General features: G+C 48.4%; 13 protein-coding genes. 1 reads left to right on the top strand and 12 read right to left on the bottom strand.

Annotated elements, in window-relative coordinates; genetic code table 11:
* Window positions 1-69: 69 nt before the first annotated feature.
* The 6 genes from BLV62_RS22210 to BLV62_RS22235 all read right to left on the bottom strand — a co-directional run bounded on the left by BLV62_RS22210 (window position 70) and on the right by BLV62_RS22235 (window position 7,042).
* Window positions 70-1,974 carry a TonB-dependent receptor plug domain-containing protein gene (locus BLV62_RS22210; RefSeq protein ID WP_089764422.1) on the bottom strand — a complete coding sequence of 635 codons (1,905 nt, stop codon included), beginning with the start codon at window positions 1,972-1,974 and terminating at the stop codon, window positions 70-72.
* A gap of 242 nt (window positions 1,975-2,216) precedes the next feature.
* The gene (locus BLV62_RS22215) at window positions 2,217-2,438 is read right to left on the bottom strand and encodes a CDGSH iron-sulfur domain-containing protein (RefSeq protein WP_089764423.1); all 222 of its coding nucleotides are present in this window, start codon (window positions 2,436-2,438) and stop codon (window positions 2,217-2,219) included.
* 41 nt (window positions 2,439-2,479) lie between these two features.
* Window positions 2,480-3,811: an MBL fold metallo-hydrolase gene (locus BLV62_RS22220; RefSeq protein ID WP_089764425.1), complete on the bottom strand. Its 1,332-nt coding sequence runs from the start codon at window positions 3,809-3,811 to the stop codon at window positions 2,480-2,482.
* Between the two features lie 282 nt (window positions 3,812-4,093).
* Complete coding sequence (locus tag BLV62_RS22225) at window positions 4,094-4,813, bottom strand: LytR/AlgR family response regulator transcription factor (RefSeq protein ID WP_089764427.1); 720 nt, start codon at window positions 4,811-4,813, stop codon at window positions 4,094-4,096.
* Entirely contained in the window at window positions 4,806-5,837 is a 1,032-nt protein-coding gene (locus tag BLV62_RS22230) for a sensor histidine kinase (protein WP_089764429.1), read from the bottom strand. The genes BLV62_RS22225 and BLV62_RS22230 overlap by 8 nt, the downstream gene beginning before the upstream one ends.
* On the bottom strand, window positions 5,834-7,042 hold the full coding sequence (locus BLV62_RS22235; protein WP_089764431.1) for an acyltransferase family protein: 1,209 nt from the start codon (window positions 7,040-7,042) through the stop codon (window positions 5,834-5,836). Before BLV62_RS22235 ends, BLV62_RS22230 begins: the two co-directional genes overlap by 4 nt.
* Before the next feature lie 154 nt (window positions 7,043-7,196).
* Between BLV62_RS22235 and BLV62_RS22240 the strand changes: the two genes are divergently transcribed.
* Entirely contained in the window at window positions 7,197-8,468 is a 1,272-nt protein-coding gene (locus BLV62_RS22240; protein ID WP_089764432.1) for an NAD(P)/FAD-dependent oxidoreductase, read from the top strand.
* Between the two features lie 19 nt (window positions 8,469-8,487).
* Here the strand turns inward: BLV62_RS22240 and BLV62_RS22245 are convergent, their stop codons facing one another.
* The 6 genes from BLV62_RS22245 to BLV62_RS22270 all read right to left on the bottom strand — a co-directional run bounded on the left by BLV62_RS22245 (window position 8,488) and on the right by BLV62_RS22270 (window position 21,404).
* Window positions 8,488-10,197 carry a hypothetical protein gene (locus BLV62_RS22245; protein ID WP_089764434.1) on the bottom strand — a complete coding sequence of 570 codons (1,710 nt, stop codon included), beginning with the start codon at window positions 10,195-10,197 and terminating at the stop codon, window positions 8,488-8,490.
* Complete coding sequence (locus BLV62_RS22250) at window positions 10,142-11,455, bottom strand: MFS transporter (protein ID WP_089764436.1); 1,314 nt, start codon at window positions 11,453-11,455, stop codon at window positions 10,142-10,144. Before BLV62_RS22250 ends, BLV62_RS22245 begins: the two co-directional genes overlap by 56 nt.
* Window positions 11,456-11,459: 4 nt before the next feature.
* Window positions 11,460-12,509: a glycoside hydrolase family 130 protein gene (locus tag BLV62_RS22255; RefSeq protein WP_211117687.1), complete on the bottom strand. Its 1,050-nt coding sequence runs from the start codon at window positions 12,507-12,509 to the stop codon at window positions 11,460-11,462.
* 38 nt (window positions 12,510-12,547) lie between these two features.
* Window positions 12,548-14,050 (bottom strand): RagB/SusD family nutrient uptake outer membrane protein, encoded by a 1,503-nt coding sequence (locus BLV62_RS22260; protein ID WP_089764438.1) that lies wholly within the window; start codon window positions 14,048-14,050, stop codon window positions 12,548-12,550.
* Between the two features lie 19 nt (window positions 14,051-14,069).
* Complete coding sequence (locus BLV62_RS22265; RefSeq protein ID WP_089764439.1) at window positions 14,070-17,141, bottom strand: SusC/RagA family TonB-linked outer membrane protein; 3,072 nt, start codon at window positions 17,139-17,141, stop codon at window positions 14,070-14,072.
* Window positions 17,142-17,345: 204 nt separating this feature from the next.
* Window positions 17,346-21,404, bottom strand: a complete 4,059-nt coding sequence (locus tag BLV62_RS22270) for a hybrid sensor histidine kinase/response regulator transcription factor (protein WP_089764441.1) — start codon at window positions 21,402-21,404, stop codon at window positions 17,346-17,348.
* Window positions 21,405-21,709 lie beyond the last annotated feature (305 nt).

The raw sequence follows: 21,709 nt of genomic DNA on the forward strand, positions 1-21,709 counted from the left end.
TACATCACATCAACCAAAATCAAAGGCCGGTCAGAGTTTGACCGGCCTTCAGCATTTTAAGTTATTTTTTTACAACGCTCCTCTACCCAGGCGTACTTTGGCGCCTATACTCACCCAGCGCCCCGGCATCACTGCCGCGTTGGATTCGATGTAACTTACATCTGTAAGGTTATTTACATCTGCAAAGAGTTGGTAACGGGGTTGGGCATACGAAATACGCGCATCGATCAGCGTATAGTCTGTATAGCTTACCCGCATATTATACCTTGCTGTTGCCGCTACCGTGAAGTGATGCAGGAAAGTGGTGCGTAAATTGGCCGTAAACTGATGGCGCAGGCTTTCTATCACATACCGGGATATTTTGGTAGATAAAGGATCGCCTTTAAAGGTTGGAGATAAGTAATTGTAGCCTGCATTCAGGGAGATATTATCAAAGGCGGAACCGGGTTTGAACGCCGTATTATACCCTGCTGTGAGTGAAACGCCTTTGATATCCGCCCGCTGGAAGTTCTGCGGCTGCCATTTGATAGTGCTCGGATCCGCAATACCAGCGGTATCTTTTACATAATCGATAAAATGGCTGATCTGCCTGTAGAATGCTGTGGCCGAATAGCTGAAATGGCCGTTGAATTTGCGAAGTCCCGCTTCCATATAGGTAGCTTTCTCGGGTTGCAGTTTATCGTTGCCTATAATGTCTTTGCTTACGTAATAAAGGTCGGTGTAGGTCGGTATCCTCTGGGCGGTACTTGCATTTGCAAAGACCTTCAGATCAGGAGTAATGTTGAAGCCAACATCGGCGCCGGGGAAGAACTGCCAGCCATAAGCGCTGTTGTAGTTCAGGTAACCGCCAACGGTGAAATTGAATCGCCTGTCCGCTTTGCTTTTGTATTCGCCCGACAGGCCGAAATTTGTTCTGTCGTGGTTGCCGAGGTTAGAACTTTTGATATGCTCATACCGGGCCTCCAGGCCTGCGCCGAATGTACCGATCCGGGTATCGAAAGTATTGTTCAGTTCCGCATCAAAGATGTGGGTATCGTGCAGGTTGCGGAATTTATCCGGTTTGATATAAACGTAATCATCTTTCGTGTAGCGGTAACTGATACGGGGCGCCAGGACCCATGACCGGTTGATCCTGGAAGTGTTGCTCACCGCAGCCAACGCGGTTCTCACTGTTTCCATGGATTCCTTGTCGCCCGGTGCGGCGTAAAAACCGTTGGCGCCATAGGTATTATACACGTAACCAGCCATAACATTGAACTGGTGCAGGGTGTCGTTGTTGAAAGCGCCCTGGTAAAACGCCCTGTAATTGTCATACGCTGTATTGTACCTATACCCGTTGCCCTGGTTGCGGTTTACAGAAACCGTTTGGCTATTGCCCCCATTGACAAGGGAACCGCTTCCATTAACGGAATAAGAACAATACAGGCGATCGTTCTCATTTTGTTTGAAACTGCTTCCCAGGCTTCCTCCGATCGTGGCGCCCGACTCTGTAGCTTTACGGGTAACGATGTTAATAGCGCCATTCAGTGCATTAATACCATATATCCTGGCTGCCGCTCCCCTGATCACTTCAATATGGTCAATATCCGACAACGAGATGGGCAGGTTCATAATATTATGACCCGTTTGCGGATCTGTGATCTTAACGCCATTTAACAGGATGAGCGTCTGATCAAAAGTTCCGCCGTCGATGCCAATATCTGTCTGCACGCCTTCCGGGCCCCGTTGACGCACATCCAGTCCCGGCACATATGCCAGCGCCTCGCTAAGCGAGGATACAGGCATTTCACTGATCTGTTTGCGGGTAATTATGGTAATATTCCTGTTAAGCTCCTTAACGGGTCCGGAAAACCTGTTCTCCTGGACAATTATTTCATCCAGTTGCCTGGTCATCGCGGTATCCCGCTGCTGTGCGGCAGCCGTACCGCATATACCCAACAGTATGGGAATCAACGCTTTTCTGGTTACACTCATACTTCTTAAAGTTGCTTCGAGCGCGCAAAGATAAGGTTTCACGCGTAAGTTTCACGCAGAGACGCAAAAGGAGCAAAGAGGCAAAGATTTTTGGATCGAAGCGAGTTTTAAGAAAGCAAAGGAAGTTGATAGTGTGTTATTACATAATCTCAACTTCCTTTGCTTTCTTAATTTCCTTAATAAAAAATCTTTGCCTCTTTGCTCCTTTTGCGTCTCTGCGTGAAACCTCCCTGTCGAACCAGCTATTTTTTGGGAGGGAGTGCGAAGGCTACCGCTTCGTGTTCGAAGTGGCCTTTGTGGGAGCCATCGCAGAAAGGTTTGTTGGCGCTCATGCCGCAGCGGCAGATACTAACGATCTCGCGACCGCCGAGGTCATATTTATTACCGTTCTTGTCTACAATTTCGAAATCTCCTTCAACTCTTAAAGAGCCATTACTATTAACTGTGATCTTTGTTGCTGCCATAATGCTAATATCGTTTAGGCGGCAAAAATAGGGAAAAGCGTTTAAAAGGTGTTGACTGCTTCGCTGAGATCATACACCGGTACGCTGTTGCCGATCTTATCGGCGACAATACTGCTGGCGGCAGCGCTCCTGTAGCCGCCGGCGCAGTGAACGACCACCGGCTTGTCGAGCGGGATGTCGTTGATCCGTTCGCGGAGCTGGTCTAAAGGGATATTGATAGCGTTGGGAAATATTTTACGGCCGGCGACTTCCGACGGCATACGGACGTCTACTATTGTATAGTTTTCCGGGTGCTTCCTGAAATCGTCGATCGACATCCGGGGCATCAGCACATCGCCGTCGTTCAGTACTATGGCGGCTTCGATGAAGGCTTCGTAACCGATCTTGGATGCTTTGCCTATCACATGTTTCAGGTGAATGTCGTTTCCGCTGATAAGGTAAAACGGTTCTTCCGGTGATACTATGCTTCCCAGCCAGGTTTCGAACTTGCTGCCATCCTGGAGATTAATGGCATGCGGGAGATGCCCCTGTTTGAATACCTCCTGGGGGCGGGTGTCTATGATGGTAACTCCTTCTTCCAACTCCCCGGTATTGCCTCTTTTAACCCCTGCCAGGGCTTCGGCCAGGTTGGGGGCTCCTATCCTGTTCAACGCTACATCGAACGGGAAATATTTGGGAACAAAAGGCTGATCTGCCAGGAGCTTTTCAATAAAAGTTTCGGGCGTCATGGGCTGCACGCTCCAATTGCTGACCCTTTCGGCGCCGATTGTGCTGCTATGGGCATCGCTCAGCGACTTGCCGCAAAGGGTGCCTGCGCCATGAGCAGGAAAAACCAGCACATCATCGGGCAGCACCATCAGCTTTTCCCGGAGGGAATAATACATCTGCCGGGCCAGTTCTTCTTTTGCAGCCGTGATGTTGCCTGCTCCTTCCCGGAGATCGGGGCGCCCGCAGTCGCCGATGAACAGGGTATCGCCTGTGAATACGGCGGCATCGTGGCCCCGGTGAACCAATACTACGCTGATACTGTCGGGCGAATGCCCCGGTGTATTCAGCGCTTTTAAAACGATATCTCCTATCACTATTTCTTCCCCTTCATCAAACCCGGTATAGGGAAAGCTGGCGCCTACCAGCCGTGAACAGTAAACAGCTACGCCATGTTTTTTATGTAACTCCAAATGCCCGCTCACAAAATCGGCGTGGGGATGAGTGATGATCACCCCGGCTATTGCCGCGTTCTTTGAATGGGTAAATTCCAAATATGGAGTGAGATCTCTTGAAGGATCAACCAACACTACCTGGTTCGTCGCTTTACTGTAGATGGCATATGAATAATGCGCCAGCCCCTTATCTTCAAATTGTCTTATATCCATTTAACTGCTTTTTGAATGAGGATAGCAGGATCTTTTCCCTACCTCTATACTAGCCTATAACGATCCGGCCGGCAAATAGTTTGATCGGCCCGGCGATATTCCTGCTGTAAATTACGGCTATAACAGATCGCGGCAAAGAGATAATAAGGCAGAACACGGCGGGGCGAGGCTTCACTGGGGACTGTAAGTTAACCGGCCCCTGCTGCCCGATCACCCGAATAAAACGGTTGACCACCCGGTTTTATTATTCTTCTCATCCGTTGTGAAGGTTATAAACACCAGTTATTGCTGGCGCCTGATCAGGGTATTGTTCACTATTTTCTCTAATATCTCATCTTTGGAATACTTGCTGACAGGGGCTTGCAAAGCGCCTATGTGCAGGGTATTGCCTTCAATGGCCGTAATAAACTGCATATTTACAAGGAAAGACTTATGGGGTTGGATAAACATAGAAACAGGCAGGTTTTCCTGCATGTTTTTTAACGTTACATGGGTAAGCAGTTTCCTGCCGCCCGTATACACTGCTACATAATTACCCAGGGCTTCGACCATCTGTATCTCATTAAAAAACACCTTTTCCAGTTTCTGGTCTACTTTAATAAAACAATACGAAATGGCTTCATTCTTTTGCTGACTGTTGAAATAATCGTAAGCCTTATTGGCGCTTTTAAGGAAACGATCGAAAGATATAGGTTTTAACAAGTAATCCAATACATCAAGCTCATAACCTTCAATAGCGTATTGATCATAGGCCGTTGTAAATATTACTTTAGGCGGGTTAGGCAAGCCTTTTAAAAAGGCGATACCTGAAACATGCGGCATTTCTATGTCGAGGAACAACAGATCTACCGACTGTTGTTTCAACACGGCATTCAACTGCAACGCATCTTCACATCTGGCCACTAATTCCAGGAAGGGGATCTTAGCGACATATCCTTCCAATCCTTTTGCGGCAAAGGGTTCATCATCCGTAATGATACACCTGATCTTTGGACTATTCATATGTTAACGCCAGCTTTAGTTCTGCAATATAAAAATCATTATCCCGCTTTGTACGGAAGTTGTATTTGCCAGGATACAACAATTCAAGCCGCCTGTTTAAATTCTCTAATCCTATACCCCCATCTCCCTTCGGAGGTTCGGGATGCAGGACACTGTTCTTCACTTCAAAAACAATATTATCATCTTCCCTGTATAACCGGATATCAATCATCAGATCTCCACCCACATACTTGAAGGCATTCTCCACTAACGGCAGAAAGAGGAGCGGGTAAACCATTTCATTGTCGAGACTTCGATCAAACAATACTTTTAACTGAAGGCGCTCTGCTACCCGGAGCTGCTGCACTTTAATGAAACTTTCCAGGTAGCGGGTCTCCTGGCCAATGCTGATCTGTTTATGTTGATGGTATAACTGGTAACGCAGTAACTCTGAGAATCTCTCTACTGTTTTCTTGGCTTCCTGCACATTCTCGTCCATCTGGAAATAGATCGTATTCAGCGCATTGAAAAGGAAATGAGGATGGTACTGTGCTTTCAGGAATTTCAATTCCGTTTGCAGGTGATCATTGGTAACACGTTCCAGCTGAACTTTGCTTTCCACATACGCATTGAGGAAACTGACCGAACGGCGCACACCGTAATAGATCAGGGTATAGAACAAGGGAATGATGTTGATATCTGCCACGTCATACCATTGCAAACCATCATCTGTAGACGCGGCCATGGTAGTGAGGAACGCATTCTGAACCAGCAGACTGACCACTACTACATAGAACAGTTCCTTTTTGAATACCTGGAAAGTAAAGCTCTGCCTGTTCTGCTGATCAAAATAGTTCAATACCCTGTTCACCAGCCAAATGAGCACATAGCCTGTCAGTATGCTGGTAATGATCTCGATGGCATTGATGGCAAAAGGACGGTACCAGAATTTCATCCCCGAGATGCTGTCTGTCAGCAACCGGATAGTAAAATATGCCAGCAACCCGAATACCAGTGGGAAGATATATTTCCAGAAGAATTTCATAATACTGTAACTGCAACCGGGTGAACTATCAAATTTTCCTTTTCTTTCTTCTTTCCTGTTCCTTTCATTCCAAACAAAAATCTCATGACCGCAAAAGGACGTATAAACAAATGAAAGATACACATACTCAGAAGGAAAGTTACGATAACTGTGAATATATATTTCATACCTATCGGGTCCGGTACCTTAACCAGGTAAAAGGTGATTATAACGATCACCGTCTGGTGCAGGATATAGAAGGGATATACCGCCTGGTTCACATAAGCCATCCCTTTCCATGGCCTGTTAAGGTACTGTTTTCCGTAGCCTACCGCGGTGAACACCCACATGTAGGCATTCACGCCGCCAACAAAGGCAAAAAGGTAAAAACGATAGTCGGGGTTGAAATATCCTGTTGCAAACCATGGTTCGATCTTATTCCAGCGGCAATAATTGATGATCAGTATAGATAATACAGCGATGGCAAAGGATGTTCTCCTGTTACGGGCCAGGCTATCCATAAACGACTGGTTGGCAATACATATAAAACCTACCAGCACAAAGAAGAGATAGTAAGGAAAATAACCATAATCGTGGATCAGGTCATGAGTGGCGCGGAACCTGTTCATCCAGAAGGTATACACCAGTACTCCCGGCAGCGCCAGGAAATAGATCCTGCTGCCTTTTGCCAGCCACTCCAGCCGCTGCATAAGTTTCCGGCCCTTCGACATCAGGTGTACGAACAGCGGCGTAAGTAAAATATCGTATACCAGCAGGTAGCAGATAAACCACAGGTGATGCCAGCTTAAATCTCCCTTCGGGTAAGCGCCTGTTTTAAACATATGCAGGTAAAATTGCCAGAAATTGCCCTGGTACCCTGCCACCACTCTTTCCAGGTAGATCTGGGGAGGCACGATCACCAGAATACCCACTATAAGCGGAACGAATAAACGCAGAAAGCGTTGCCCCAGGAACGCGCTGCCATTATATCGCTGCAGCATGAAATAACTGACGGCGCCGGAAATAAAGAATAAAAGCGGCATGCGCCAGCGGCTCATGAAATCATTTAATTCCAGGAGGGTGTTGCTGGTCTCGGGATTCTTGATATGCCACTCCCAATCTGCCACATAAGGCATTGCAGAGTGAAATAACAAAACGCCGATGATGGCAAATATGCGTAACCAATCGATGTAGGTTTGACGGGAAGATAGTGGCGTAACTGACATTGTCTTTTTTTTGATAAACCTACGCCCATAGCTGCGCTTATTAAAAGATAATTGACGTGTGGACAAGAACAGGTGATCAAAAGTCAGTTTTCGATAAATTTCTGTTGCCAAACAAAATGGTACGCTATCTGTTTAAAGGGCAAAAAGCATTGCTATGAAACACATTGTTATTATAGGAGGCGGTTTTGCTGGTATCAATCTGATCAGGAAGCTGGGTTCAAATGAGAACTATACAGTTACGCTGGTCGACAGGAACAACTATAACTACTTCCCTCCCCTGGTATACCAGGTTTCAATGGCGTTTCTGGACCCGACAGACATCAGTTATCCTTTCAGGAAGCTGTTGCGCAAGCGGAAAAACGTGCGGTTTGTGATCGGTGAGTTCAAAGAAGTGATCCCTGAAGAGAATAAAGTTGTCTTATCTACCACTACCCTGAGTTACGACATCCTCGTATTTGCCCAGGGTACCACGAATAACTATTTCGGGATGGAAAGCGTGAAGAAAAACGCTTTGCCCGTTAAAACAGTTGACAACGCTTTGGAATTGAGGAACCATTTCCTCAAAGTGATGGAGCAGGCCTGCCTGACCCAGGACCCGGCAGAAAGGGCCAAACTGCTTACTATTGTGGTGGTGGGCGGCGGGCCAACCGGCGTGGAAGTATCAGGGCTGCTGGCTGAACTGAAGAAAAACGTAGTGCCTAAAGATTACCCCGAGCTGGCCGGTAAAGGATATGAATCGCATATCTACCTGGTAGACGGGTTGCCTAAAGTGTTAGCGGCTATGAGTGAAAAGTCACAGCAGGATGCCTTCAACGATCTAACCAGGATGGGTGTAGAGGTAAAACTGGGCATGCAGGTAAAGGATTATGTCAACGACGTGGTAACGTTTGCAAACGGCGAGTCGATCGCTACCAAAACGGTTGTATGGGCGGCGGGGGTAACGGTAGACCCTATACCGGGCATACCTGATTCGTGCTACGGGCGTGGCAAACGTTTGATCGTAGACGAATATAACGCCGTTAAAGGTTTGAAGAACATATATGCGATCGGGGATGTTTGCCTGCAGACTTCAGATGAAGCCTTTCCTAACGGGCATCCGCAGCTGGCGCAGGTAGCTATCCAACAAGGGGTTCAGCTGGCCAAAAACCTGCGCGCGATGGCGGCATCCCAGCCGTTGAAGCCATTCAAATATTTTGATAAGGGAAGTATGGCGATCATTGGAAGAAATAAAGCTGTGGCCGATATACCCAAGCCAAAGATGCATTTCAGCGGTTTCATCGCCTGGTTTATATGGCTGTTCATTCACCTTAGCTTTCTCATCACCTACAGGAACCGTACAAAAACCTTCTTTAACTGGCTGATCGCGTATTTCACGAGGGACCAGTCGTTACGGTTGTTAATAAGGCCCGAAAGGAAACCTGACTGATCTCCTTCCGGGCGCATGCTTATTTCCAAGCCACAACAACATCATCTACCAGCAGCTGGTTTCCATTCTTTTTTACTTTTCCTTTAACAGGAGTCAGTACAGTAACGGCTGCTGTGTTTGCATTCAACGATAATTCATAGTCACCTTTTACATTCCGTGCGATAAACTGCCTGCTAACGGTATCGTATATATCAACAGCCGTTTCGCCGAGCGGCAGCATTACTTTTTTTGTTTCAGGGTATGGGTTATAGTACAGGTAAGAAGGATAAGCCTTATCCCTGAAAAAGTCGGTCGCCAGCAGGTTTAGCTGCAATATGCCGTTCACATTGGTGTTCCGGATAATGCTGCCAAAGATGCCTACATGCCCGCTGCCATACACGCTGAACTGTGAAACATCCGGGTTGCCTTTGGCCCATAAAGGACCATCGCCCTGCGCTACCGGCGCTTTCAGGTGAGCGTATTCAGGGTACGACGGCGAGTGGATAATACCCTCGTAGCCGATAACCCCCTTGGTAATGCCTGCTTTTTCCGGGATCGTTTCGTGTTCATCAGGCATATACTGGGTATAGAAGAAACGGGCTGCATTGGCTGCATTCAGCATCCATTTACCGATAGCAGCCGCATAGGAAGGATCATAGCGTACCAACGGCACCAGCGGCCATGCGGCGTCGAAGGTATTCATCAGGAAACCGTATCCTCCCCTGTCGGTAGTGCTGCCCACAATACCTGAAATATCTATCCCGTTCCAGTTGCCTACGAGTACGCCCCAGCCTATACGACATTCAGGATCGCCGTTGAATGTCCAATCGAGGAAGGGTTGCACATTAAACGATTGCCCCTGTTCTGCATTCAGCCTCGCCGCCATTAAAGCGCCGAAAGGCATGAATATTTCGTAGAAGGTGTTTTTAGGTTGCTTCTGCAAAGTTCCCAGGGCATGAATAGCAGCTTTGAGATAACGGGGATCGTTAAACTTCTTATAAGCTGCATACAACACATAGGCATGCCCCGCGGCTGCATCGGGCTGGTGACAGATCTGGTTCGACTTAGGCGTCATTGCCGCATAGTCGAAGAACGTATGGTTGTAGTCGCCATTCAATACGGAATCCGCTGCACAGAACTGCTCCGCTATAGTGCGGGCTAATGAATCCAGCCCGGCTACGGAAGGATAACGGTCGTAGATACCGTAGAATAACATATTCGGGTATACGTCGTACCACCAGTCTCTCCCATACCCGCCGCCCAGCAACGCTACTTCTGGGCAGGTATTGTTCATCATGATATTCCATTTCGTTTCGCTGTTGAAATAGTTCTTCAACATACTCACATAGTCCAGCCCCTGTTGACTGCTTTTATCTATGCCAACCAGCGAAGCGCCTAATGTTGCGCCCATAGTGGCCAACGCTTCATGGAACATTCCCTTGTTATGTGCGGGGCCCTGGCGCTGATCATCCATAGCCGTATATAAGCCCACGACGGGTTGCGGGAAGTTGTGTTTGGAGCTATCCCACCACACGAGCGGCCAATGGGGCCCTGTAGCTTTAAAATCATACACTGTACTGTCGAACTGCCGGGCAAGGGTATACCAGTCAATTATCTGCAATGGTTGCGGTATGGCCGGCATCTGGTTCACCCTGGCTATTGCTTCCTGTTTTACCGGTTCCGGCGGCGTCTCCTTACAGGCTGTCCACGCCAGGCATAGCAGGATGGCTGTCTGTTTCAATTTTACCATGCTGTGAATTTTTTTCATTAAGTTCTGTGATCATCTCTTTTCCCTGGCGGATTATGCTACGGGCAACGATCAGCGACAACAACTGCAGCAGCGCAATAATTACGATAGCATAGCGCAATGCCGCTTCCCTTGAAAAATAATAAGCCAGGAAAATAAAAGTGGCTGCACCCAGGAAGCGGCCGGCATACAGGCCTACTTCATGGTTCAGTATATAGGCGAATTCATTTCTCCGCTCTTTCTTCGATAAAATATCTATCACATTAAACTGGATAGGAAAATAAGCCAGGTCCAGCAAGGGTTTGGCCAGCAGCAGGAACATCATGAATATGATCACTCCCGTTGCATTGAAAAGGGCGCCGTTGAATATAGCAGCAATGGCAAAGAAGACCAGCCCTGCTGCAAAAATGTACAAACGGTGCGCTGGCTTTGCCATACGGCCAATGATGTACATCAGTATCGCGGCAATGATGGCGCCTACCGACTGAGCGGTACCCAACGCGCCTTCTTTTCCCAGCAGTAACATGATGAGCATAGCAGGAGCAGTTACCAGGTAGCCCTGCGCCAGTCCCTTTAATGCAGCCAGCAATAACAGCTTGCTCCAGTAAGGATCAAATTTGAAGAAGATGAACCTTTGCTGTTTGGGATTGGAAAAATTCCCTCTGAAACACACTACAGATGCCGCGATGGTAACTACAAACACGATGGCGGTAATGATGCGGTAAGCTACATTTACACTCTGTTTGTTCCCAACCAGTTCAATAAACCATCCTATGCAGATAGGTATTACCACCGCTATGATCGTATAAAAAAAGGTTTCGAGCCCATAGTAATAATTCCTGTTATGATCGTTGGTGATAGAGAGGGCGAGGTAATCCCTGTTGGCCCAGTAAAAACCGAACGACATACCCATGATCATACCTGCAACGGCAATACCGGTAAGATCCAGCGTAGTCAGCGACATCATTACCATCATCGATACCCCGCTCAGCATCATGCCTGCCGAATACAGGGTTTTAATGCTAAACCTGTTCAGCAGGAAACCATTGATAAGAAATGTGAGCGGTATTCCAGTATATATGGTAAGCTGGTAGATCACCACCTTCGTTGGGTCGTTAGAGTTACGCATCACATAGGCGGCCACAAATATATCGATCACCGGCAGTACCAGGGCATAGATCATGTTGGTTAGTACCAGTATCCGGAAATCGTGCGGCTGTTCAGCGAAGTGACGGATCTCCGCCTTCAGATTCTTGAGCATAGCTTCACCGGTTTAAAGATGAAAGGATATCGGCAATAGAAAATTTCGCTGCACACACTACTTCATCTGCCGCACCATAATAAATAGTCAGTTCATCTCCCCTGACCACATGACCATTGGTGAAAACCACCTGGCTGAAAAAACCTGTAAGTTCATAGGGCGCTTCGGGCGCCATGATCGGATCTTCGCTCCTGGCAAGCACTTTAGACGGATCGTCCAGGTCCAGCAGCAAAGCGCCTAACCCGTATTGCTGTTTTGCATTAGCGCCGTGGTAGATCTCCAGCCAGCCGGCTGAAGTTTTAATTGGCGCGGCGCCCGCGCCTACCCTGGCGCTGTCCCAATACCCTTCGCGGGTTTTAACCAGGCACTTATGGTGCCCCCAGTGCTTGCCGTCGGGCGACTTGGCCAGCCAGATATAGTTCCCTCCCAGGTCTACGCTGCTCGGGCGGTGCAGGGCATAGTAATGATCATGTATCTTTTGTTCAAACAACGCGCAGTCCTTATTATGCGGCGGAATGATGACACCCTCACGGGTAAACGTTTTCCAGTCTTTCGTTGTACGCATTCCCACCGCTACGCCGTTTGGCGAAACAGCGGTATAGGTCAGGTAGTAGGTGTCGCCGATCTTCGTTACCCTGCAATCTTCAATCCCGAATGTTTCCAGTTGTCCTATTCCATGCAGCTGCGGGTATCCTTCCGGTTCATAAAACCTGATGCCGTCTTCACTGCACAGCAGCCGGAGGTGCGAAAGCGTGGTAAGATAATCGTCGCCCCGGTAGCGGATCACGCGGGGATCTGTTGCTACCAGGTCCGGATCTTTTTTGGATATTTCGATGATCCTTATCCCGTTTTCCTCCAATACAGGAAAAGAGATCAGGTCCTGCTGCTGGTGAGGGCGTTCGGCCACCCTGACGATCAACCATATCTTATTATCAAACTCAAATACGCCCGGGTTCAGCAGGCAGGCTACTTCCAGTCCCGGCCTGCTGGGCTTTACATCTGCAGGTTTCAACAATGGATTCTCCATAAACCTGTTTACACTTACTTTCATCATTCCATTTAAATATGAGGTGATGGCGGTTGTTTCGCCAATTAGTATCCAGGATTTTGTTTTAGTCCCAGGAGATCCGTTTCCCGTTGCGGGATCGGTAATAGTTTATTAAATGATTGCCATCCGTTGCCATAGTCGTGGTACCCTTTGAGCGGATCTGCATCTGCCGCTTTTGCCAATACGGTTTTAGCCAGGTCCCAGCGTACCAGGTCGTAATACCGGTGCCCTTCAAATGCCAGTTCCACTCTTCTTTCATGCTGTATAGCTTTTAACAGGGCAGCTTTATCAGAGGTTGTAACGGCAGGCAGGTTGGCGGCAGGATTAGCGGCATATTTTCTCGCGCGGGCCCTTACCCTTTCCAGGTCGGCTTTTGCCTGGTCGGGCATATTCAGGTTGGCATGGCATTCTGCTTTCCATAAGATCACATCTGCCAGGCGGATGTAAACGAAATCAACTCCGCCATCGTCGATCGGGCTTACGTTGCTCATGAATTTGCGTACGTTATAACCGGTGAGCGGCGACCAGGCTGGATCATAGTTGCTGCCATCCAGGTATTTATCGCCCTGCATGAACAATGTGGCGGCCCTGCGCGGATCTCCTGTTTCAAACTCGTTTACCAGGTCCTGGGTTGGGATTTCGAAGCCCCAGCCCTTGCCTTGCGGTGCAAATACCGCATTAAGGATACTGCCCTGTGAAGGCGCTTTGCCAGCGTCGTGACGGGCTGCAAAAATGATCTCTCCGGCTCTTTCTCCAACCCCGTTAAAATTGTCTTCGAATTTATCTGTCAGGATATAATTATTCTTCTCCACTTCCACGATCTCGTTGAGACAATCCTGCCAGCGACTGCGATACAGGTAGGTTTTAGCCAGCAACGCATGTGCGGCGCCGCTGGTAGCCCTGTGATAATTATCGTTATCGTTGTAGGCAGGCGGAAGCAGGCTGATAGCCTGTTTCAGGTCACTCTCTATTTGTTCGTACACCTGCGCAACGGGTGTGCGCACGGTGTTATCCTTTAACTGTTTTTCCGGTATGAGCAAAGGAATATCGCCGAAGTTCACTACCAGGCGGAAGTAGTAGAACGCCCTTAAAAAGTAAGCTTCTCCCTGCATCCGTTTCCATAAAGCGGCATCCAGTCCCGGCACTTTGCTTCCGTCCTGCGTCAGCAAGGTGTTAGCGGCATCAATGCCTTTATAGTTGAACCGCCATACGCCTACCACGTTGTTGTTTTCAGGGAAAATGCTGAACGTCTGCATTCTTCTCATATCTTCCTGGTCGCCCAGGCTTCCTCCTCCCTTCACTGCGTCATCGCTCATTACATCTCCGATCACCCAGTCGCGGGGAATGCTGCTTCCGTTATCCCAGTCCCATTCGCCGCGGAAACGGTTGGTCAGCGGTACGTAGGCTGCATCTATTGCCATGAGGAAGTCGTTCGGCTGCGTGAACACGTTGTCTTCCGTCAGTTTACCCTGCGGGTATTTTTCCAGTTGTTTGCTGCAGCTGGTAAAAGTGAATGCAGCAACTATGATAGCAAATATCTTTTTCATGATCGCTTGTTTTGATGGGTTAGAAACTTAATTGTAATCCTACCGTGAAAGTCTTGGAAGGAGGATAAGTACCCATATCTATTCCTACTGCCAGATCCCCGTAATTCGCGAGGTTTTCGTTGGTGTACAGCTCTGGGTCCATGCCTTTGTATTTAGTAATGGTCCAGATATTTTGTCCGCTTACATAAACGCGCGCCTGGCTGAATCCTATTCTTTGCAACAACTGCGGCGTCAGCGTATATCCCAGCATGATATTCTTAAGTCTCAGGTAGCTGCCGCTCTGGATATAGCGGTCTGAATTCCTGCGGTTGTTGTTCGGGTCCTGGAAGGTAGCGCGGGGTGTGGTAGTGCTTGTACCTTCGCCATGCCAGCGGCTGTTGTAGAAGTCTTCCTTGTTGTTGAATCCGCGTCCATCAAAGCTGTTGATGATATTATCCACTTCGTTGTAGATCTGGTTGCCCTGTACGCCGTTGAAGAAAACAGTCAGGTCAAACTGCTTGTAGTTCAGGCTGGCGTTAAGGCTGTACAGGAATTTAGGATTAGGATTGCCGATGATGGTACGGTCGGCGTCGTCGATCTTACCATCGTTGGTTACATCCACGAAGCGGATATCCCCTGGTTTTGCGTTTGGTTGCAGCAGTTCTCCGTTGCTGTTCTTATAATCCTGTATTTCCTTTTCATTCTGGAAGATGCCGGCTGTTTTATAACCAAAGAAGGAGCTGATAGGTTGTCCTTCCCTCAGTATCACCCTGCCTGAACCGGCAGAGAAGATCTGTTCTTTTCCCTTGTACAATGAAACAACTTTGTTCTTCAGCGTGGTAACGTTTGCGGATACATTCAGCGACAGGTCTTTATTAAAGGCCTGTCGGTAGCCAACGTTCATTTCAAATCCCTTGTTGCTCATTTTTGCACCGTTCACGTAGGCTGGCGCGGCATCGCCATTGGTATAGGAAGAAGGAAGCTGGATGAGGATATCGCTGGTTTGCTTATTGAAATAATCCAGGCTTAAAGACAGTGCGCCTTTAAAGAAAGCCGCGTCAATACCAATGTTCGACTGGGTAGTTGTTTCCCATTTTACATCCGGGTTTCCCCTGCTCACTACCTGTAATACGTTGTTGGCAGTGGAGTAAATAGTGGAGAAAGGATACAGCCCGATGTTCTGGTTTCCGAGCTGGCCCCAGCCGCCACGGATCTTCAGGTCATTGAGCCAGGTAACGTCTTTCATGAAACTTTCCCTGGCAATGTTATAGCCGGCCGAGAAAGATGGGAAATAACCCCAGCGGTTGTTTTTAGAAAAGCGGGAGGAGGCATCTGCACGCATATTTACATTCAGTAAATATTTGCTGTCGTAGGCATAGGTTATGCGACCGAAATAAGACATAAGGGCCCATTCTTCCAGGATACCGTCGTTAAACTGTTGTCCTGATCCGTAGGCGAGGTATTGCAGGCTGGGCGACTGGTCTGCGCGACTGTCGTAGCCATTGCGGGAGGCAGAGAGATAGTCGGTTTTCGCCGTGATATACTCGCTACCCAGGGTAACCCCTACATCATGTTTTTTATTAAAGATATGATTGTAGTTCAATACGTTTGTCCAGTTAAGCACGGTAGACCTGTTCCTGAACTTGTCGAGGCCCTTGTCTTTATCCTGGAGGGTTGTACGGTCGCCCGGAATTTGCCCGCTGTACTGCTGATGTTCAGCGAAGATAACGTCGGCGCCGGCGTCTGTTCTGAACTTGAAGTCGTTACCGATCCTTGCTTCTGCGAAAACATTTCCCAGCAAGCGGTAGTTACTGTTGTTGCTGAACCGGTAGTCGGCAATTGCCAACGGGTTCTTTCCATCTCCGTACAACAGTGCGCTTTTATAGAGGTCTGCCGGCGGCAGATCGGTGTATAAACCGGTTTTGCTATCATATACCGGAATAGCGTTAGGCCTGATCAGCGCATACCTTACCACACCCGGCAAGCTGCCGGGGCGGGCGCCGTCGCCGCTGGCTCCTACCTGTTTCGTACGGTCGTAAGTGAGGCTGAGGTTTTCCCCTACCCGCAGCCAGTTTTTTACATCGCTGCTGATATTGGATCTCAGACCATAACGTTTGAAATTGGAATTAACGATAGTACCATCCTGGTTCAGCACATTGCCGGAAAGGTAATACCTGGTTTTTTCTGACCCGCCGGAGAAACTGAGGTTATAACGCTGGGTCAGGGCCTGGCGGAAAACTGCGTCCAGCCAGTTGGTATTAGGCAGTTTGGATGGGTCGTCCTGGTTGCGGGTAGCTGAGCCGTCGTTTGCAAATGCTTCGTTCTGCAGTTCAATGAACTGGGCGGTCGACATCATTTTAGGCAACCCGGATGCTTTGGCGATGCCATAGGCTACTTCCAGTCCTACTTCATTTTTGCCTGGCTGCCCGGATTTAGTGGTCACCAGTACCACGCCATTGGCGGCCCTGGAACCGTAGATCGCAGCAGCGGCCGCGTCTTTCAGTACTTCCATGGAGGCGATGTCATTGGGCGAGATAGTGGTGAGACCGCTGGTCATTGGCACTCCGTCCACGATAAAGAGAGGATTGCTGTTATTTAAAGTACCGATACCGCGGATACGTATAACCGCTTCCGTGCCCGGGGCGCCGGTCGGGGAAGTGACGGTTACGCCTGGCGCCTGGCCCTGCAGGGCTGTGCTCAGGTCTACTGCCTGCGTTTTTGCAAGGGCTTTACCGTCGATAGAGGAAATAGCGCCCGTGATCTGGCTTTTCCGTTGTGTGCCATAGCCGATCACGACTACATCTTTCAAACCAACTTCATCTTTTAATAAAACCACATTTAAAGCTCCGCTGCCGGAGTAGTGAACTGTTTTGGTGATAAATCCCATAAAGGAGAATTGAAGGGACGCAGGCACCTTATCTACCAGGGTGAGCGACCATGTTCCGTCGGGCTGTGAAACCGTACCATTGCTGGTATTTTGTTGGAGGATGGTTACTCCCGGGATGGGAGCACCCTGAGCATCACTAACCTTTCCGCTTACTTTCACCTGTGCGAAGGCGCCTCCGACCAGCAGCAGGAATGCGGCAGTCATGAATACTGTCCAGTTTTTCATTCGTAAGAATTTATGGCTCTTTTCAGGAGCCGGTTTTCAAAAAAATTTAATTACTCCTTAATTACCAGGAAAGTGGAATTCCGCTATTTCATACGTTGGAATCATGTCCCAAATCTAGCGGCTTGGGAAGGAAAATGACTGTACTATTATTGCAAAAAACTGTACAATCGAAAAAATACATAATTGATAATCAACGAATTAATACTACACAATGGTTTGCTGCTCCCTGAATTCGCTGGGCGAGCAGTGGTATAATTTTTTGAATTCCCTGAAGAAATAGGATTGGTTATTGAACCCTGTTCTATAAAAAATTTCTGCTACTGTAAGCTGGGTTTTGACGAGCAGGATAGCCGCCTGCTGCAACCTTACATACCTTATAAATTCGTTGGGCGTCATGTTGGAAAGTGTTTTCAGTTTCCTGTACAGCTGCATCCTGCTCAGCAGAAAATGTTTCTCCAGCATTTCGGCATTCAACTCCTCTTCGTCCATATGTTGCTCTATAAATGCTACCAGTTCCTGCAGGAATTGTTTGTCTTTATCTTCAACCTCCGACTCTCCTAACTGGGCCAATGGAGTTTGGGTTTTAAAGATATCGTGTAAGCGCTGCCGGTATTCGAGCAGTTTTCGTACCCGTACCAGCAAATGGGCTGCATAAAATGGTTTGGGCAGGTAGGCATCTGCTCCCGCCTCATATCCCTCCGTCTGCTGGTCGATAGTGCCGCGGGCAGAGAGAATAATAAAAGGAATATGACAGGAAGCCGGCGCTTCTTTTATTTTATTGCAAAGCTCCAACCCGTTCATGTCAGGCATCATGATATCGCTGATGATGAGATCCGGCATGGTTTGCCTGATAAATTCCAGGGCCTGGGCCCCGTTCTCTGCTTCATATATAATATAATAAGGCGCCAGCAACTCTTTCAGCAACTGCCTGATCGCTGCTTCATCTTCTACCAGCAATATGCTTTTCTTGTCCGACTGCTGCGCACTCCGGATAATAGCCAGTTTATTAGGGTCCAGTTCCGGACGGGAATCTGTTCCCAGGTCGGCCACGATAGATTTGAGCAGATAAGACGGGGTGGTACGCTCAACTGTTTGCCCTACCTGGGCAGGTAAAGGCAGGCTTACATGGAATGCGATACCGCCATCTTCGTTGCGGGCAAAGATGTTGCCTTTGAGCAGCAGCACCAGCTGCTGGGTAAATGCCAGTCCTATACCCGTTCCCGTATATTCCTGCGTGTGTTCGCCCGCTGTAAAGAACCGGGTAAAGATGCCCTCCAGCTGAGCGTCCGACAACTGGCTACCGCTGTTATACACGTAAATTTCCAGGGCATTGTTTTTCACCCCGGCATTAAAAACTATGCGCTCTCCTTTTTTGGTGTACTTGCAGGCGTTGCTAAGGAGATTAAAAAGGATCTTCTCCAACTTATCTTTATCCATGCCTGCAACCATACCGGGAGCAATGTTTATTTCCCAATGCAACTGTTGTTTTTTGCCTAACGGCTGAAACAAGGCTACAATATTTTCTACCAGGTCAGAAATATTGAAAGTGGTATAATAGGTTTTCATGTAGCCTGCTTCCGCTCTCCTGAATTCCAGCAGTTGCTGTACCAGGTATGTTAAACGTGAGGCCTGCTGGTGAACCAGCGCCATATTGTGAGCGTCAGTGGGGTTTTCCCTGCTCCTTTCGGCAGCGCCAACTATCAGCGTGAGCGGAGTTTGCAGCTCGTGTGCGATGTTGGTGAAGAAATGCAGTTGCGTGGCATGTACCTCTTCTTCCTTCTTGCGAAGCAGGTGTTCCATTTCCAGCTGGTGTTTCATCTCCATCTTATTCTTCCTGTAAAACCAGAAAGCCGTTCCTATGGCTGCCATCAGTACAAAGTACAGCACAAACGCAGGCCAGGTTAACCAGAAGAATTGTTCTACGGTGATATGCACCAATGTGCCGGGAACGGTCCACTCTCCTTCTCCATTGCTCCATTTAACTTTGAGAACGTAATTGCCCGGGGGCAGGTTGCCATAGGCTACCTTACCTGTACCGCCGGAGTATTGCCACGACTGGTCAAAACCTTCCAACTGCCAGGCATACTCGCATTTTTCTGCCTGCAAAAAGCTCAATGCCCTTGCCTGCAATTCAAAAAAGTTATCGCGGCGCGACAACGTATAGGCAACTGCAGGATCTTGTCCTGGTTTCAATACCCACAAACCATTTTCTGTTCCTTTGCCCGCCAGTTGTAAACTTGTGACCAGCAGGTTCGGATACCAGCGCCGTTGCCGGATATTATCTGAATGGAAATAATTGAAACCGTAAATTCCGCCAAAGTACAACCGCCCTTCTTCATCCTTCCAGGCGGCGCCATCACTGAACTCATTGCTTTGCAAACCATCTGTTTCCTGGAAGTGCGCAATCTCGCCGGTAGCAGGGTCTATTCTTGCCAGTCCCTTGTTCGTGCTGGCCCAAACCTGGCCTTTGTCATCTTCCGTGATAGCATGAATAGTATTATTGGGCAACCCATTACCTGTATTGAAACGGGTAAACACCGGCTGCAAGCCTTTCAGTGAAGATTCCTGGATATAGTTAAGTCCATAACTGGTGCCTACCCATAAACGGCGCTGGCTGTCTTTGTATACGGCTAATACATCATTGTGCGACAAACTGCCTTCATACCCGAAAGCTTTAAAGAAGGTGAACTGTTGGGTACCCTTGTTAAAGTAATTGAGCCCTCCATACCGGCATCCCACCCATAAACCATTGTTGCTGGCCAAGGTGAGCGAGTAGATAATATCATTGGAAGGTCCCTGGCCGGTACCCTTATAGGTGTATTGTTGGAAGTCCGTCACTTTTAAACCCTTTGCTGTTCTCTGCATCTGCAGGTGAATGAGGCCGTAGCCGCTGGTGCCCAGCCATAGCGAGTTATCAGGGTCTTTCACGATCACGTATACAGAGCCAAACGCAGGCAAACCGGCGCTGCCCTCTACCTGGGCCCATTTCAGGAAACGCCGGGAAAGCTGGTCGTATACGGTCAGGCCCTTCCCATCTGTTCCTATATATATGAGGCTATCCGCTCCTTTGCATAATGCGAAAACCGCATTGTTGTCCAGTTCTTCTGTAAAGAGTTGTTGTTTATCGACCTGCAATGTTCCGTTGACCTGTGGAATGCTGATAATGCCGCTTCCTTTGGTACCCACCCAGAGGTTGTTGCCATTGCTTACAAAAGCTCTAACCGGTTTGCTGTATGCGGGTCCGCCTGTTGCCCTGGTTACGCCGCCGAAGTAGCCCATTGGTGGGGCTATTTTCATGATCCCATTGCCGTCGGTGCCGCACCATAGAATTTCCTCGGTTCCGGTTGCCCAGGAAGTGATCCGGATATCCTTCAACCTGTATTGGATTTCCTGCATGAATTGGTCTGCCGGTTGAAGGTCGTTATCGTATACCCCGAAGCCCTGGGTACTCCAGGCAAAAAGGTAATGGGATTTGTAATAAATAAGGGCGTTGACGGCATGGGGCAGTTGTCCGCGTTGCTGTACCACCAGGGTACGTGGGTCCACCACCATCAGTTGGCGGGCATTGGTTACGAAAAACACCCTGCCATCGGGCACAAATAACGACTGCACATCGGGATGCCGCTGTACCAGGCGCCAGGTAGCGTTCTGTTGTTCGTATACTTCCAGCCCAGCATCTCCGCGCAGGACCCATAGCCTGTTGCCGCCATCGAACACTGCTTTAACCACCCGGTTATTGCTGCGGGGCCAGGAGTTGACAATAAAAGAGTCTTTTTCTGCATTATATTGAGTAAGCCCCGACTGCTGGTTCAGGCAGAAGAGCTGCCCGGAAGTATCCGTGAGTAACAGGAAATCACGCTCGCTGACCCTTCCGCTTCCCTGGCGGCTATAGAAGTAGTTAAAGCATTTACCTGACCGTTTATCGTATTGCGAAACGCCTTCAATGGTACTTAGCCATATCCTGCCTTTACCGTCTTCTGTTACCTGCATCACTACGTTGTTCCCGATGCTTTGGCCGGGGTTTTCCTTGTTGTAGTTGAAAACCCTGAATGCGTTGCCATCGTACATGTTCAGCCCATCCCAGGTAGCGACCCAGAGCAGCTGGTCGCTGTCTACATACAACGAATTAACGGCGCTGTTAGACAAACCATTCCTGTTGTCCAGTTGCCATATATTATAAGGAAGAGGATCGCTGGCATATAACGCTGGCACGGTAAAAAGAATACAACACGATAATAGGCAGTGGAACAACCATCTTTTCATAACGGGCCTGATTAGCTTCGAAAGTTACTAAATTTCCCATTTCAGGCCGCAGGCTGATATTTGCGCGGTTGTGTCAACAAAACGGGGATTCGCGGGTTATTAATAGTGGTAAAGGGATCCGGCGCCTGGGATGGAAGAGTGAAGATGGTTGAGCGGAACTTATCGTGCGTTGCAATAAGCAATAATTTGACGTTTCAAATAAAAGTCAGTTGTTTAGTTGATGGTTTAAGAAAGCCGGCTGGTATTCCATCCGGCTTTTCTGTTGCTTCGATCAGATGTTTTCCAGGAATTTTGCCAGCAACTGG

It is taken from the genome of Chitinophaga terrae (ex Kim and Jung 2007) (assembly GCF_900107795.1).
In the GTDB taxonomy this organism is placed as follows: Bacteria; Bacteroidota; Bacteroidia; order Chitinophagales; family Chitinophagaceae; genus Chitinophaga; species Chitinophaga terrae.

What these genes read in the sequence shown, in the direction of transcription:
- BLV62_RS22225 (WP_089764427.1), bottom strand. Translation starts at nt 4,813, where the DNA reads ATGAATAGTCCAAAGATCAGGTGTATCATTACGGATGATGAACCCTTT.
- BLV62_RS22255 (WP_211117687.1), bottom strand. Translation starts at nt 12,509, where the DNA reads ATGATGAAAGTAAGTGTAAACAGGTTTATGGAGAATCCATTGTTGAAA.
- BLV62_RS22260 (WP_089764438.1), bottom strand. Translation starts at nt 14,050, where the DNA reads ATGAAAAAGATATTTGCTATCATAGTTGCTGCATTCACTTTTACCAGC.
- BLV62_RS22270 (WP_089764441.1), bottom strand. Translation starts at nt 21,404, where the DNA reads ATGAAAAGATGGTTGTTCCACTGCCTATTATCGTGTTGTATTCTTTTT.
- BLV62_RS22265 (WP_089764439.1), bottom strand. Translation starts at nt 17,141, where the DNA reads ATGAAAAACTGGACAGTATTCATGACTGCCGCATTCCTGCTGCTGGTC.
- BLV62_RS22240 (WP_089764432.1), top strand. Translation starts at nt 7,197, where the DNA reads ATGAAACACATTGTTATTATAGGAGGCGGTTTTGCTGGTATCAATCTG.
- BLV62_RS22235 (WP_089764431.1), bottom strand. Translation starts at nt 7,042, where the DNA reads ATGTCAGTTACGCCACTATCTTCCCGTCAAACCTACATCGATTGGTTA.
- BLV62_RS22215 (WP_089764423.1), bottom strand. Translation starts at nt 2,438, where the DNA reads ATGGCAGCAACAAAGATCACAGTTAATAGTAATGGCTCTTTAAGAGTT.
- BLV62_RS22210 (WP_089764422.1), bottom strand. Translation starts at nt 1,974, where the DNA reads ATGAGTGTAACCAGAAAAGCGTTGATTCCCATACTGTTGGGTATATGC.
- BLV62_RS22245 (WP_089764434.1), bottom strand. Translation starts at nt 10,197, where the DNA reads ATGGTAAAATTGAAACAGACAGCCATCCTGCTATGCCTGGCGTGGACA.
- BLV62_RS22230 (WP_089764429.1), bottom strand. Translation starts at nt 5,837, where the DNA reads ATGAAATTCTTCTGGAAATATATCTTCCCACTGGTATTCGGGTTGCTG.
- BLV62_RS22250 (WP_089764436.1), bottom strand. Translation starts at nt 11,455, where the DNA reads ATGCTCAAGAATCTGAAGGCGGAGATCCGTCACTTCGCTGAACAGCCG.
- BLV62_RS22220 (WP_089764425.1), bottom strand. Translation starts at nt 3,811, where the DNA reads ATGGATATAAGACAATTTGAAGATAAGGGGCTGGCGCATTATTCATAT.